This window comes from Pseudomonas sp. B6001 (genome assembly GCF_013386015.1).
GTDB lineage: Bacteria > Pseudomonadota > Gammaproteobacteria > Pseudomonadales > Pseudomonadaceae > Aquipseudomonas.
On the sequence record NZ_JACAOX010000017.1, the window covers coordinates 431,103 to 445,195 of the forward strand.

Annotated in this window: 15 protein-coding genes, 1 tRNA gene and 1 pseudogene; 5 read left to right on the plus strand and 12 right to left on the minus strand. The window is 60.8% G+C overall.

The genetic code is table 11. From position 1 onward, the window contains the following. Positions 1–12: 12 nt before the first annotated feature. The 5 genes and pseudogenes from HX821_RS32030 to HX821_RS19325 form a co-directional block, all read right to left on the minus strand. Entirely contained in the window at positions 13–942 is a 930-nt protein-coding gene (locus HX821_RS32030) for a methyl-accepting chemotaxis protein (protein ID WP_371135982.1), read from the minus strand. Next, positions 919–2,010, minus strand: a pseudogene (locus HX821_RS32035) (methyl-accepting chemotaxis protein); the annotation flags it as partial. The gene HX821_RS32030 and the pseudogene HX821_RS32035, both read right to left, overlap by 24 nt. A 193-nt stretch (positions 2,011–2,203) precedes the next feature. Then, positions 2,204–3,040 carry a regulatory signaling modulator protein AmpE gene (gene ampE, locus HX821_RS19315; protein WP_003215936.1) on the minus strand — a complete coding sequence of 279 codons (837 nt, stop codon included), beginning with the start codon at positions 3,038–3,040 and terminating at the stop codon, positions 2,204–2,206. Continuing rightward, entirely contained in the window at positions 3,037–3,600 is a 564-nt protein-coding gene (ampD, locus tag HX821_RS19320) for a 1,6-anhydro-N-acetylmuramyl-L-alanine amidase AmpD (RefSeq protein ID WP_003215934.1), read from the minus strand. Before ampD ends, ampE begins: the two co-directional genes overlap by 4 nt. Before the next feature lie 61 nt (positions 3,601–3,661). Then, the gene (locus HX821_RS19325; protein WP_177036236.1) at positions 3,662–5,821 is read right to left on the minus strand and encodes a DUF1631 domain-containing protein; all 2,160 of its coding nucleotides are present in this window, start codon (positions 5,819–5,821) and stop codon (positions 3,662–3,664) included. Between the two features lie 282 nt (positions 5,822–6,103). Between HX821_RS19325 and nadC the strand changes: the two genes are divergently transcribed. Continuing rightward, positions 6,104–6,952, plus strand: a complete 849-nt coding sequence (gene nadC, locus HX821_RS19330; RefSeq protein WP_008437288.1) for a carboxylating nicotinate-nucleotide diphosphorylase — start codon at positions 6,104–6,106, stop codon at positions 6,950–6,952. 134 nt (positions 6,953–7,086) lie between these two features. On the opposite strand, the gene HX821_RS19335 is transcribed toward nadC, so the two are convergent. The 4 genes from HX821_RS19335 to HX821_RS19350 form a co-directional block, all read right to left on the minus strand. Continuing rightward, positions 7,087–7,392 (minus strand): DUF6388 family protein, encoded by a 306-nt coding sequence (locus tag HX821_RS19335; RefSeq protein WP_008437299.1) that lies wholly within the window; start codon positions 7,390–7,392, stop codon positions 7,087–7,089. A 136-nt stretch (positions 7,393–7,528) separates the two neighbouring features. Next, positions 7,529–7,601: transfer RNA gene (locus HX821_RS19340), tRNA-Thr, on the minus strand. 39 nt (positions 7,602–7,640) lie between these two features. After that, the gene (locus HX821_RS19345; protein ID WP_177036237.1) at positions 7,641–9,050 is read right to left on the minus strand and encodes an O-antigen ligase; all 1,410 of its coding nucleotides are present in this window, start codon (positions 9,048–9,050) and stop codon (positions 7,641–7,643) included. A gap of 86 nt (positions 9,051–9,136) precedes the next feature. Beyond that, complete coding sequence (locus tag HX821_RS19350) at positions 9,137–9,550, minus strand: pilin (RefSeq protein WP_087694624.1); 414 nt, start codon at positions 9,548–9,550, stop codon at positions 9,137–9,139. A gap of 201 nt (positions 9,551–9,751) precedes the next feature. Here HX821_RS19350 and HX821_RS19355 point away from each other — a divergent pair, with 201 nt between their 5' ends. Genes HX821_RS19355 through yacG form a run of 4 tightly spaced genes read left to right on the plus strand, consistent with a single transcriptional unit; the run spans position 9,752 to position 12,652 of the window. Continuing rightward, a complete protein-coding gene (locus HX821_RS19355; protein WP_177036238.1) occupies positions 9,752–10,960 on the plus strand; it encodes a type II secretion system F family protein in 1,209 nt (402 codons plus the stop codon). Further along, a complete protein-coding gene (locus HX821_RS19360) occupies positions 10,957–11,835 on the plus strand; it encodes an A24 family peptidase (RefSeq protein ID WP_371316153.1) in 879 nt (292 codons plus the stop codon). The genes HX821_RS19355 and HX821_RS19360 overlap by 4 nt, the downstream gene beginning before the upstream one ends. After that, positions 11,832–12,455 carry a dephospho-CoA kinase gene (coaE, locus tag HX821_RS19365; protein ID WP_003215920.1) on the plus strand — a complete coding sequence of 208 codons (624 nt, stop codon included), beginning with the start codon at positions 11,832–11,834 and terminating at the stop codon, positions 12,453–12,455. The genes HX821_RS19360 and coaE overlap by 4 nt, the downstream gene beginning before the upstream one ends. Further along, positions 12,452–12,652: a DNA gyrase inhibitor YacG gene (yacG, locus tag HX821_RS19370; protein WP_003215918.1), complete on the plus strand. Its 201-nt coding sequence runs from the start codon at positions 12,452–12,454 to the stop codon at positions 12,650–12,652. The genes coaE and yacG overlap by 4 nt, the downstream gene beginning before the upstream one ends. Here the strand turns inward: yacG and HX821_RS19375 are convergent. The 3 genes from HX821_RS19375 to HX821_RS19385 form a co-directional block, all read right to left on the minus strand. After that, entirely contained in the window at positions 12,649–12,864 is a 216-nt protein-coding gene (locus tag HX821_RS19375) for a hypothetical protein (RefSeq protein WP_003215917.1), read from the minus strand. The two genes, yacG and HX821_RS19375, sit on opposite strands and share 4 nt — an antisense overlap. Positions 12,865–12,929: 65 nt before the next feature. Beyond that, a complete protein-coding gene (locus tag HX821_RS19380) occupies positions 12,930–13,619 on the minus strand; it encodes an energy-coupling factor ABC transporter permease (protein WP_003215915.1) in 690 nt (229 codons plus the stop codon). Continuing rightward, complete coding sequence (locus HX821_RS19385; RefSeq protein ID WP_177036239.1) at positions 13,616–14,083, minus strand: FAD/FMN-containing dehydrogenase; 468 nt, start codon at positions 14,081–14,083, stop codon at positions 13,616–13,618. The genes HX821_RS19380 and HX821_RS19385 overlap by 4 nt, the downstream gene beginning before the upstream one ends. Positions 14,084–14,093: the final 10 nt, after the last annotated feature.

A 14,093-nucleotide genomic window follows, 5' to 3' on the forward strand; every position in this document is an offset into this window, starting at 1 on the left:
CCTGGCCATGCCTCACACTCGAAAGGCCCCGATCAACTGCTTCAGCTCGATCACTTGCAAGGACAACTGCCGGCTGGCCTCTTCAGTCTGGTGCGCGCCCTGCGCTGCATGTTCACCGGCGCGATTGATCTCGACGATGTTCTGATCGATGTCATGGGCCACGGCAGTCTGCTGTTCGACGGCGGCGGCAATCTGCTGGTTCTGGTCGACGATCATGCCTACCGCGCCGAGGATGTTTTCGAGGGCCTGCTGGACTTTTTCCGACTGCCCCACCGTGCCATTGGCCATCTCGTGGCTGGTGCCCATGGCCTTCACCGCAGCGCCGACACCGCTGTGGAGCTTGGCAATCATCTGCTCGATTTCCTCGGTGGAGTGCTGGGTGCGCCGGGCCAAAGTGCGCACCTCATCGGCCACCACGGCGAAACCGCGTCCTTGCTCACCGGCGCGCGCGGCCTCGATGGCGGCATTCAACGCCAGCAGATTGGTCTGTTCAGCAATGCTCTTGATCACTTCCAGTACGCGACTGATGGATTGGCTGTCGATGGCCAATTGGTTGATGACCCGTACCGATTGATCGATCTCCGAAGCCAACGCCGCGATACTGCCTTGCTGGGACTGCACCAGGCCGCGTCCGCTGACGGTTTCATCGTTGACGCTGTGGGCGCTGCTGACCGCCGCCGCTGCACTGCGCGCCACTTCCTGGGCAGTGGAGGACATCTGGTTCATGGCGGTCGCCACTTGCTCGATCTGGCTGCGTTGGCCGGACACGGCCTGGTTGCTGCTGGCCGAGACTGACTCCACTTGTCCGGCCTGGTGTTCGACCTGGTTGACGGTGTGCCCTACCCGCTCGATCAGGTCATGGATCTTGGCCACGGTAGCGTTGAACACCTGGCCCAAATCCCCCAGTTCGTCGCGGCTGTGGGCGATGAAGGTGACGGTCATGTCACCGGCCGCCACCTTGTCCATCGTCGCCCCCAGGCGGCGCAAGGTGGTGCGGGTGGAGGCGTAGAAACCGGCATACAAATAGAAGATCAGCAAAAACACCGACGCCAGTGCCGACACCAATCCGATCATGTGCGTGCGGTTTTCCGACAGGCGTTGCTCCAGTTGCTGCTCGAGAAAGGTCAGGGTGGCTTCGTCGAGCTGATAGGTCTTGGCCATCAACGTGCTGACGTCGTCGTAGAAGCCTTGCCATGGGGCGTCGAGGGTTTCGGCCACCACGACCTGCTCTTCGAACAACTCACTGCCTTGCTTGAGGCTGGCCTTGCTCGCGTCCGCCAGGCTCGCCAATGCTGCGTGGGCGGGCTTGCTGGAGCCGAGGGCATCCTGCAGTTTCAGGCCGTATTCCGCCTGGAGCTTTTCCAGTTGCTGCAGCAGCTCGTCAAAACGAGTGCTGGACGACGAATTGAGAAAACCCTGGCCCAACGAATAAGCCCCCATGGCCCGGCCTTCCCCCAGGGTCTGGGTGACTTGCGGGGTGACGCTGGTGATCAGTTCACTGAGTTGGCGCAGGTCGCCCTGGGGGTCACGGCTCAAACCCGACTGGCTGGCGATGATCTGGCTGAGCATCTGCGCCTTGTTGAGGAGTTTGCCGATCAGCGCGCTTTTGCTGAGCAGTGAAGTTTCCTGTTGCTGGGCCTTGAAGGCGGCGATCATTTCATCGCGCTTGGCTTCGAAGGCGGCGGCCTGTTCTGGGTCGGCGGACAGGGCGTGGAAGCTTTGCAGGCGCTGCAGCAGGCTGTCTTCGAGGGCGGTGATTTTGTTTTCGATATCACCGGCCTTGCCTGATTGGCCGAGGGTTGCGTTGATCTGTACCTGGTTGTTCAGGGTTTCCAGGTCGCGGCGCAGGGCCAGGCTGCTGCCCAGCAGGTCGAGGCTTTGCAGCTCGATGCGAGTGCCCTGGAATTCTCGCCAGGAATCGCGCACCAGGTAGTAGTTGGTGGCCAGCATCGGCAACAGGAACAGCACGCTGATAAGGCTGAACTTCATGCCGAAGGTCAGGCGGTTCATGAACGCGACGGCGGGATAGAGCAAGCTCTTCACAGGTGAACTCCCTTTTCTTTTATTTTTATTGAGGGCGCAGGGCGGCGGCAGATAGCCACTATTTGGCGCTCTGTCTGTATAGCTCAATTCGAAAAGGAGGTTTGTAACTTAAGGTTAACGAGGTAGGAGCGAGATTGCCCGCTCCTACAGGGGGGGCAAATCAGGGCAGCACGGTCCAGATGGCAAAGCCGGCGTACCACAGCACGGCGGCACGCAGCAGCAACTCCCAGATACGATCAAGGCTGTTGATGCCCTCGGCGCCTACCACCGGTGGCGGGATCTCCGCGGCCACCAGGCCCACCTTCTCCACCAGTTGCGCAGCACTGATGTCCCAGCTCAGCAGCTCATGCAGCATCACCCGGCCGACCGCCACAAAGTTACCGACCAGGGCGAAACTCGCCGCCAGCAAACGTACCGGCAACCAGTCGAAGGCATGGCGCAATTGCCCGGCACGTTCGGCCACCAGCGGGTTCTTGCTGTTCTCGGTCGCCAGCGCCAGCAGACGGTAGGCCAGGGCGGCCACCGGTCCGAGGAGGAAGTACCAGAAAATCACCGCGAAGAAGCTTTGGTAGGCCTGCCACAACAGATGGCCCTGGACCCGCTCCAGCAACTGCTCACCACTGTCGGCACTGATGCTCAAGTCACGTTCGGCCACATGTTCGGCCGCTTGCAGGTCACCCCGGCGCCAGGCATCACGGAACGGGCCCAATCCGGCCAGGAGATCGCCACGGCCCAGGCTGTAGATCACCACCAGCAAGTGCACCGGCAGCGCCAACAGGCCATAGGCCACTGGCTCCAGCACCAGCAACAACAACGCAAGCAAGGCCACCGGCAGCAGCACCAGCAATGTGAGGATCAGCCACGGCTGCTTGCCCAGGCTGGCGCTCGACTCCAGCTTGGCCAGTTCCCGCAACCAACCGCCATCACGTTGTATTCGGTGACGCAGGGCCGAGAACTTCTCGATCCATACCGCCAGCACCAACACCAGAAAACTCATTGTGCGTGTCCTCCATCCTGCAAGGCGCTGCGAAAGCGCGCCCAATCAAATTCGGGTCCGGGGTCGGTCTTGCGTCCCGGGGCGATATCGCTATGGCCACAAATGCGCTGGCGGGTAATGCCCGTGTACGCCGCCAGCAACTGGCGCGTCAGGGCGATCAGGGATTGATACTGGGCATCGGTGAAGGGCAGGTCATCAGTGCCCTCCAGCTCGATCCCCAGGGAAAAGTCGTTACACGTCTCACGCCCCTCGAAGCTCGATACCCCGGCATGCCAGGCCCGGTCCCGGCACGAGACAAACTGCGTCACCGCGCCATCACGCTCAATCAGAAAATGCGCAGAAACCCGTAGGTCGGCAATACCTTCAAAGTAGGGATGTTCCGTGACATCCAGGCGATTCTGGAAAAACTCGTGCACCTTGCCGGTGGCGAATTGCGCCGGTGGCAGGCTGATGTTGTGCACCACCAACAGGGAAATCTCGCCACCGGGGCGCTCGTTGAAGTTGGGCGAGGGGCAATGGCGAATGCCCTGGCACCAACCGCTGGCGGGGTCCAACTGCATACTGGTTCCTTGAACGAGGCTGGGGTGACTCAGTATGCCGCGTTCCGCTGTCTGGTTGCGATCACTTGGCGCGATGAAGTTGGCGCAGGTTGCCAATCACCGAAGCCAGGGCGCGGTCGAACAACAGCGCATCATCCAGGGCTCGCACCGCGCCGCGCTTGAACTCCAGGGCCAGTTCAAGCGGATTTTTTTCCAATACCTTGAGGCCGGTTCGATTGACGAAAATACAGGTATTGCCCGGCGCAATAATCGCCGTCAGCTTGCAACGCAGGGTGTTTTCGGCGTCTTCCTGAAATTCCACCCAGCAACCGATCCGCAGTTGGCGAACCTTGAGCAGGTCGGGATCATCTTCCGGCAGGCTCGCCTCGATGGCCGGTGCCGCGGGACTGAGGACGAATGCCTCGCGCACCTCGACTTGCGACAGCGACGGTTGTTCCTCGGCACTGCCCCGGAACGATTGGACATGCAGGGTTTGCAAGCGGGTGAAAAATTCCCGGGTAATGAAGGGATCGAATGCCGCGCCGCTCAACCCATCGCGCAAGGCTTTCAGCAAGCCTGGCAACTGCTCCAGCAGGTGCCGGCCGGCTTCGGTGTCTTCGCTGAGGCCGACACTCCAGATCAACTCGTCCATGGTGCGCAACCCGGCCAGCCATTGTGGCGAGTGCTCGCCATGCTTCAGGCACGCCAGCAACAGCACCTGGCTCCAGGCCTGTTGCAGGAACTGCACCACGACCTCGGGCAGTACTTTGCCCAGCAACCGCAGATTGAGGGCTTCGGCTACACGCTGACGAGCGATTTCGGTACGGGCGCGCCCTTCTTCCGCATCGCGGGTACGTTGCTCCAGCAATTCGCTGCGGCGTCGCTCGTCATGGGTAAACGCGGTGAACTCGGTCAGTAACTGGGAAAAGATTGCCGGATCATCCACAAAATCGTTCAGCAACCGCTGCACCACCTGCTCGATGTGCAGGTACAGGCTGTCGCGCTGATAATCGTCGCGCTGGCTCCAGCCCATGGCCGCCGAAGCGATTTCATTGAGCAAGCGTCGCGCCGGGTGATTGGTGCGGCTGAAAAAACTCTTGTCCAGCACCGCCACTTTCAGCATCGGGATCTGCAGGCGCGCGATCAGCGCCTTGAGGGATTCGGGCACCGTACCGTCATTGAGGATGAACTCGAACAGCATGGCGATCAGGTTGATCACATCCTCGTCCGCATCCTCCACCACCCGAGACTTGCCGCTCTTGACGCTGACCCGGGTCAGCAATTGTTCAAGCTGGTTGCGCAGGTCGAAATCATCCTCGACCTCAGGCTCAGGCACATATTGCTGCAAATGGGAGAGCAGGCGCAGCAAGTCACGGGTGGAGATGGGCTGGGTCTCGGCGCTGGCTTCCAGCGTGGGTGCCACGCTGCCGCGCACTGCCGACAGCAATTCCTGCAACGCCGCGAAAACTTCCTGGCCGCTGTCGTCTGCCGGATGGCCGGCAATCGGCGGGGTGTCTTCAGGCAACTCGGCCGTGGCGACGGCGCGCCGCGATGGCACGGCCTTGAGTTCGGGCAATACGCCGGTGGCGATCAGCAACTGATTGGCTTCGCCGTACAACAGATCAGCGTCACTGAGCACGTATTTCTCAAACAGCTTGAGAATGATCAGCTTGACCCGGATTTCCACGCCAAGGCTGCGTCCTGCTTGCAGAAAAAACGCGCACAGCATTGCCGGGCCCAGGGGGTTGTCCCGATCATCCAGGCGTTTGTCGAGCAAGGCATTAAGCCGAGCTGTCAATTGCCCAAGGGCGAGCCCGTCACGGCGCAGCACCTTGCCCAGCATGGCCTCGAGCGCGACGGCTTTTTCCAGCTCATCGCCCGAGACCCCGGGCGCCGCGGTGTAGGACACCACCGGAATCAGTTGCAGCTCACCGCGCTCCACGTTGCCAAGATTGGCAAACGCTTCGTAGAGTTGCTCCATGAAGCCACGCTCGAAATTCTTGCGCTTGAGGCGCAGGTCGCGCATGGCTTCAAAGAAAATACCGTGGTCGACGTTACTGCGGGTCTTGTCGGCCATTTCGAACAGGGTGTCGTCGGCGTTATCAAACAGCTCCTGCAGTCCCTGCCTGAGTTGCTGCGCCGCCTTGTCACGGACCTGGAGCAACACCACCGGCAGGCGGGCGAGCGGCGATGGCGTCGCCCGTGCCTTATTGATCGGCACCACCTTCCCGTCATTGTGCATCCTGGCCTCCTGAAACGGCGGTATTCGATTGTGTGAAAGATCGGTGCAGCAACGGCGCGAAGCACGCCGGGGCACTGCGAAAATCGGGCTATCACCGTGACGTCAAAGCTATGACGCCAATTGCAAGGCGCGAGATTATCTTGCAAATGAGGGTTGTTGCGCCAGCGAACTCTGTGATTGCCGTGTAAATGAACATCGCGCACCGCACCCGTGGTGCCAGTTGCCTTGGGTTCAGGCCCGCCCTGCCCCTATAATCCAGGCACTTTGTTTGTGGAGCCTGTTATGCCCAATCTTCGTCTAGCCGACCTGACCGCCGAAATCGAAGCCAACGTGCGTCGCGCACTGCTGGAAGACATCGGCAGCGGGGATATCACCGCACAACTGATCCCCGCCGAACGCCTGGCCAAGGCCACGATCATCACGCGCGACGCCGCCGTCATCAGCGGCACGGCCTGGGTGGAAGCGGTGTTTCGCCAATTGGACCCACGCGTCGCGGTGCATTGGCAGGTGCGCGACGGCGAACGTGTCAGCCCCAACCAGGCGCTGTTTCACCTTGAAGGCCCGGCCCGCTCGCTGCTCAGTGGCGAGCGTTGCGCGCTGAATTTCCTGCAACTGTTGTCAGGCGTTGCCACCCGCGCCCAATACCTGGCGGACTTTGTCGCGTCCACCCAGGTCAAGCTGCTGGATACCCGCAAGACCCTGCCCGGCCTGCGCCTGGCGCAAAAATATGCAGTGACCTGCGGTGGTTGCCACAACCACCGCATCGGCCTGTATGACGCGTTCCTGATCAAGGAAAACCATATCGCAGCCTGCGGCGGCATTGCCCAGGCCATCAGCGCCGCCCACAAGATCGCCCCGGGCAAGCCGGTGGAAATCGAAGTGGAAAGCCTGGAGGAACTGCGTGAGGCACTGGCGGCGGGCGCCGACATCATCATGCTGGATGAGCTGAGCCTGGATGACATGCGCGAAGCGGTGCGCCTGAACAACGGCAAAGCCAAGCTGGAGGCCAGTGGCGGGATCAACGAAAGCACCCTGCTGCCCATCGCTGAAACCGGCGTGGACTACATCTCTATCGGGGCGATGACCAAGGATGTGAAGGCGGTGGATTTGTCGATGCGGCTTAGTCTCTGAAACGCCCTTGAATGTAAGCGCCTGCTTTTGTGGCGAGGGAGCTTGCTCCCGCTGGAGTGCGCAGCGCTTCCAAGGTTTTTGGGGCCGCTTGGCAACCCAGCGGGAGCAAGCTCCCTCGCCACATCAAACTTGTGTCAGATCGCGAGATTGTTCATCCCGCAATACTCATTCCAGTCGACACCCAGCACCTCGGCCGCTTCCTTGTGCAAAGCCAGGCGAGCCGCCTCGAACGCTTCGGGGGTGGAGGTGTACTTCAGGGTCAGTTCCCATGGCTGCAGGCCCTGGGCCTCGGCCTCATCCTCAAACGCCCATTGGATCTGGTCCCTTTGATCATCGGCGCTCAGGTCCTTGATCTCATCCAGCAGTTCCGGCGACTCCGCGACGTACTTTTTGAGGGCTGCTTCGTGCCGCGCTTCCTGGGTCATTTCTTGTGTGGTCATGTCGTTCTCTTAGATCGAGGAATGGGGATGCATCTGGGTCATCAAGGTCGCGCAGATACAAAAGAACAGGCATGAATACCGGTTCGTCTGGCCTTCAGAACCATTCTGGGATCATCTGAAAACTGTGTTGCCTTTGTGCCCGAGACAGGAATCGAACCTGCGACCTTCGCGTTACGAGTGCGCTGCTCTACCGGCTGAGCTACACGGGCGGTGGGCTAAAGCTAGCACTGCCTTGGACGTCCGGCAACTCACTGCATTTCGAGGGCAATCACGCCTTGCACCCAAAAGCGTGGCTGCAGGTGACCGTTACTCAGGCCCATGTAGTGCTCGCTGCGCTCCTTGAGTCGGGGCACATCACGAATCGCGACGAACACCAGCAAGCCGACGGCCACGACGCTCGCGGCCATCCACACCCTGTACAACGCCGGCACCGGGGCGACCGATGGAGCGCGCCACACATGCAATCCCATCAGCCAGCCAACCACCAGCGCCAGCCAGAGTTGCGACACCGGCATCACGATCACCCCATCCACCTGTGCCTGGGCCAGTGCACCGATCAGCGAGGCAAACAGACACAGGCGCAGCAGGTCCACGGGCGCCAATGACAACGCACGCTCACGCAACACGCCCAAGGTTGACCAACCCGCCCACGCAACCAACGCGATCACGCACAGCGTCGACGGTACGCCCCATTCGCTGGCCCACTGCAGAATCGCCTGGTGAGGGTGAGCGGCAATGTCATTGGCGATGTCGGCAAAATGCATCGGCCCGAAACCCAGCCAGGGCCGCTCGATAATCATGCTCCAGGCCTGCCACCATATCGGCCCACGCCCCGAGAGGCTGGTGGTCAGTCGGTCTACGGCACCATTGGAAATTACAATCCCCAAGTACCCTGCCAGCACCGTGAAGACCAACCAATACAACACTAACCCACAGGCCAGTGCCGCCAACTGCCAGCCCAGCCAACGACGCCCCTGCGGCCCCAGGAACATCAGCACGCAGCCGGCAGCGCCCATACCGAGCCAGGTGCCGCGGGTACCGCCACCGATCGCGATCAGCCACCAGACACACAGCAGGGCGAACACTGCGCCCCGCGCTGGACGAGCGACGTTTGAAACCAGCAAGGGAAGCGCCAGCAGGGGCAGGGTGAAGGTCTGGAACTGACCGTAGAAACGTTTATTGGAGAACCCGGACAACAGCAAATCGGTATTCACGATTGCTTCGCCGCTGGTGAAGGCGAGGACCCCGGCGTGCAGATATTGAATACTTTTAACCATGCACAGCAGCAATACGAACAGGACCAATACACGATCCAGGGACTCATCCCCATTGCGCCTGGCCCGGCTGAAAGCCACAGCAGTGGCGCAACAACTGATGAGCAGCGCCAGCTCGGTCAACGCCCAGAGCGGCTGGTGGGCCAACAGGGCCGAAACCAGCCCCGCGCCCCCGATCAGCGACACCCCGAGCGCTGTCGACCTGTCTACGCATCGCTCTGCCTGCGGCAAGCACAGCCCATACACCACCGCACACAGCGCCACCCATATCTGCACCGCACGTTGCCAGTCATGACTACTGAAAGGCGCGCAGATCGCCAGCATCAGCAGACACATAACCACGATGAGGAATATGTTCCCCCGCTGCTGGACAGACGACGTCATCGGCAACCTCTACTTCCTTGTGATGGGCGTAGAGCGGTTTACACACACGCTCTTCCTTGCTGCGTAAACAGTAGACGACCTGATGATCACGCGCCGCCGGAAGCACAACCTTTAGCGGCGTATTGGTCTTCTGCCGTGGTGGTGCACTTCCAGCCGGTTGTGGCGCTACGGGTCAAGGTGATGATCTTGCCCAGGACCGGCGCGGGTGCATCGAGGATTTCACAGGCAATCGTGCCAGCACCGGTGGCGATGTCGCCGGTCACGTCAATCTTGCAGTTGGCCGTTGGGCTGGTCCCGCCAATCAACGCCAGGGTCGGTGGCGTCCCCTGGTTCAGCGTGTCTTCAAAGCCCGCCTTCAACGCGGAGACTTCGGCCAGCCCTGCGGTGAACTTGGCCTTGGCCTGGTGCTTGGTGTACATGGGCAGGCCGATGGTGGCCAAAATGCCGATGATTGCCACGACGATCAACAATTCGATCAAGGTAAAACCTTTCTGACGCATCACATTCACTCTCCAGAATAAAACCTTTCGCGAGGCGCATCCTGCACCCCGTCTCGGCAACCGCGCCAGTGTACTCACCCCCGCGCAACCAATGCTGAACAAGACGCACAAACTGACATTTTTTCGCTCACGGCGAGCCTGCCCGAATCCGTCACCTGACTAAGCTATAAATCTTCCACTGTCTGTGTGCGGAACCGTGAAATGAATGATGTTTCAGCGATCTATGCCTGGGAAGGCGTCAACCGCAAAGGGCGCAAGGTATCCGGAGAAACCCGCGGTCACAATCCCGCCCTGATCAAGGCACTGCTGCGCCAGCAAGGTATCAATCCTGGGCGCGTACGCAAGAAATTCGCCGGTTGGCCGAGCCTCGCCCTGCCGGTCAAACCGGCAGAGATCGCCCTCTTCACCCGCCAACTGGCGACGCTGCTGAAGGCAGGTATCGCACTTTTACAGGCGCTGGATATCATCGCCGAGGGCTTCGACAACCGGCATATGGGGGCGCTGGTACAAGGCTTGAAGCAGGAGATCGCCGCCGGCAGCAGCCTGGCTGTCGCCTTGCAGAAATACCCACGCTACTTCGATGATCTGTACTGCAACCTGGTTGCGGCGGGTGAACAGGCGGGCGCACTCGAAGCGCTGTTGGAAAGGGTGGCCATTCACCTGGAAAAAAGCGAACAGCTGAAAGCCAGAATCAAGAAGGCCATGACCTATCCCTTGACGGTACTGGCAGTCGCCACCGCTGTCAGCGCAATCCTGCTGATTCACGTGGTGCCGCAGTTTCAGGGGTTGTTTGCCGGCGTCGATGCACAACTGCCGGGCTTTACCCTGGGCGTCATCAGCCTGTCGGAGTTCATGCAGCAAAGCTGGTGGATGCTGATCCTGGCCGCGGGTGCCGGTTTCGCAGGACTGCGCAAAGCCTATCGCTCGTCCACAGGCTTTCGCCACTGGCTCGATGCCAGTTTGTTGAAAGCTCCCGTGGCAGGCACACTGCTGAAAAAATCGGCGGTCGCCCGCTACGCTCGCACGCTCTCGACCACCTTTGCGGCGGGCGTTCCATTGGTGCAGGCATTGGATTCCGTGGCCGGCGCCACGGGTAACGGGCAGTTCAAACAGGCAATCAATCGTATGCGGCACGACGTTGCAACCGGAATCCAGCTGAATGAATCCATGGCCATAAGCGGCCTGTTTCCAGGCATGGCGATCCAGATGACGGCTATCGGCGAGGAGTCGGGCACCCTCGATAACATGCTGGAAAAAGTCGCCTGCCACTACGAGGCTGACGTCGATAACCTGGTGGACAACCTTACCAGCCTCATGGAGCCGCTGATCATGGTGGTACTCGGCGGCATCGTCGGGGCATTGGTGCTGGCCATGTACCTGCCGATCTTTCAACTCGGTACAGCCTTTTGAGCACGCCACTGACTGAGATCCTCGTTTATCAGCCGTGGGTGTTTGTGTCAGGCGCGTTGCTGCTGGGCTTGATTGTCGGCAGTTTTATCAACGTGCTGGTATGGCGCCTGCCGAAGATGCTGGAACGTGAATGGCGAGCCCAGGCCCATGAAGTACTGGGCCTTCCCGCCGAGCCTGTCGCCGCGCCCTATAACCTGATGCACCCAAACTCCTGCTGCCCGCGTTGCAACCACCCGATTCGCCCCTGGGAGAATATTCCGCTGCTCAGTTATGTACTGCTCAAGGGACGTTGCTCAAGTTGCCATCAACCTATTGGCGCGCGTTATCCCATCACAGAACTGGCGTGCGGGCTGATCTCGGCGGTTGTCGCCTGGCATTTCGGTTTTGGCTGGGCAGCCGGAGCGGTGTTGTTGTTGAGTTGGGGCTTGCTGGCGATGAGCCTGATCGATGCAGACCACCAACTGCTGCCGGATGTGCTGGTGCTGCCGTTGCTGTGGCTGGGCCTGATCCTCAACAGCTTTGGCGTTTTTGTGTCATTGCACGATGCGCTGTGGGGCGCGGTAGCCGGTTACATGAGCCTGTGGTCGGTGTTCTGGGTGTTCAAGCTGATTACCGGCAAGGACGGGATGGGGCACGGGGATTTCAAGCTGCTGGCCATGCTCGGTGCCTGGGGCGGCTGGCAGATCCTGCCGATGACGCTGTTGCTGTCTTCCCTGGTGGGTGTGATGGGAGGCCTGATTCTATTGCGCCTGCGCAAAGCCCACGCATCCACTCCAATGCCTTTTGGTCCGTATCTGGCAATTGCCGGCTGGATTGCATTGCTCTGGGGTGGTCAAATAACCGACTTCTATTTGCAGTCTGTCGGTTTCAGATGACCACTTCTGTTGCAACACCCTGGATTCTTGGCCTCACTGGCGGCATCGGCAGTGGCAAAAGCGCGGCCGCCGAACACTTCGTCCGGCTTGGCGTGGACTTGATTGACGCCGACCACGCCGCGCGCTGGGTAGTCGAACCCGGGCGCCCTGCCCTGGCGCAGATTGCCGGGCATTTCGGTGCAGATGTGCTGCAGCCTGACGGGCAACTGGACCGCGGCGCGTTGCGCAAGCTGATCTTCGAAGTGCCCGACGAGCGCCGCTGGCTGGAGGCGTTGCTGCACCCGCTGATCGCCGAGGAGATTCGCAGCCACCTGGCGCGTGCACAATCGCCTTACGCGATCCTGGTGTCACCGCTGCTGATCGAGTCCGGCCAGTACACCATGACCCAGCGGGTGCTGGTGATCGACGTGCCGCAATCGTTGCAGATACAGCGTACCCTGCAACGCGATGGCATCAGCGAAGCGCAGGTGCAGGCGATTCTCAAGGCCCAGGCCACCCGTGAAGACCGCCTGCGCCATGCCGATGACGTGCTGGTCAATGACCAGGACCTGGCCCGGCTGCACGCCGAGGTCGAGCGACTGCACCACTTTTACCTTACTTTGCGTGGAGGCCGATCATGAGCCAACCCTTGAACGTCGAATGCCCAACCTGCGGCGCACCTGTGGAATGGAAAGCAGAAAACGTCAACCGTCCCTTCTGTTCGGACCGTTGCAAACTGATCGACCTGGGCGCCTGGGCGTCCGAGGAACACAAGATCCCGGTCAGTCCGGACGCCGAGGACGACCTGTTCTCCGAAGACTTTCAGCCCAAACACTAAGGCCGCATAAAGCCATAGTCCTGCTGGTCGTCGAGATTCTCTGCAAGGTACTGCAGCTCGTCGGCCAGGTCTTCAAAACTGCGCACGCCCTTGCTCTGCTGCACCACCGCACTGAGCATGGCGCGCAGGGTCAAGCCCGGGTCAAAGCCGATTTCCTGCGCCGCGTCCTGGCTTCTGCGTAACTCCTGCCGTGCCCACTCGTACACACTCATGATTCCGTGCTCCTGGAAATTTTGCAGAGCATGCGACCACTTGCGTGTGCGGCATTTGACCTGGATCAAGGCCGCGGATCGTCATCCTTCCAGGGCGCCGAGAGGTAGCGAGTGCGGTTGAATGTCTCCAGCCACTCGGGGCAGAACACCACCAGGGCGCTGATCACCATGCCATTGATAAAGGCCTCGGGGAAAATGATCAGCCACAAGTAGCCGACAAAATCCTCGATCCATTCCGGCATCGCAAAACGGCCATCGAACCACAGCAGCCCCAGGCCTGCCAGCAGGCACAGCAAGGCCGACAGTGCGGCGGCGAAAAAGCCCGAACAGAAGATATACACAAAGGGATTGCGTGGCTTCGCCCGCTCCACCAGCAGCGCACAGCCTTCGGTGACCAGCACCGGCAACAGGATCAGCAGCATGCCGTTGATCCCCACGGCGGCCAGGTCCTGGCGGCCGAGCAACACCAGACCGATTTGCGCGGCAAAGCCTCCGACGATCGCCAGGGGCCAATCGAGCAACAAGGTCACGGCGGTCATGCCGATGAAGTGGTAGGACACCCCGGTGTCGAAATCCCGGCGCACCAACCACAACATGAACAGTGCGAATACGGTGCCGAACAGCAAGTGCTGGCGTCGGCGGTCGGCAAACAGCTCGACCCACGGCGAACGCAGGAGCGCCCACATCACCACCGGCGCATACAGCAGCCAGCCGATGCTGAGGGTTTCCGGCGCCAACACCGCTGCGCTGATCACGGCTGCACCTGCTCCAGGGCCTGGCGCAGTTCAGCGGCGGAGTCGTATTCGTGCTGCGCCACCAGCGTCCCGTGATCCAGTTGCAGCCACAGCACTTTATCCACAGGTGCGGGATAGCGCGGGCTTACACGGGCATCGCGGTCGAGCATGACGCGATAGTTGTAGGCCTGCATCGCCGGCACCGCGAACATCTTCGCGATCAGCCGGGGCATGCGCTGGATATCGGCGAGAAACACCGCATGCCGAGCCTCCAGGTAACCCTTGGGCTGGCCTTGCAGCGCCGCATCGACGATCTTGGCGGCGTCCATGCTGCGCGCTACGAGCAAGGTTTGCGCCTGGTCATCCAGGGTGTAGGCCTGGTCGAACTGATCAAGCAACGTCCAGGGTGCAACGCGCTCACCCACTTCGACGGCTTGGGCCCACACGGGCAAAAGACTCAAGAACAGCACCACAAAACCCTTCACTGCATACTCC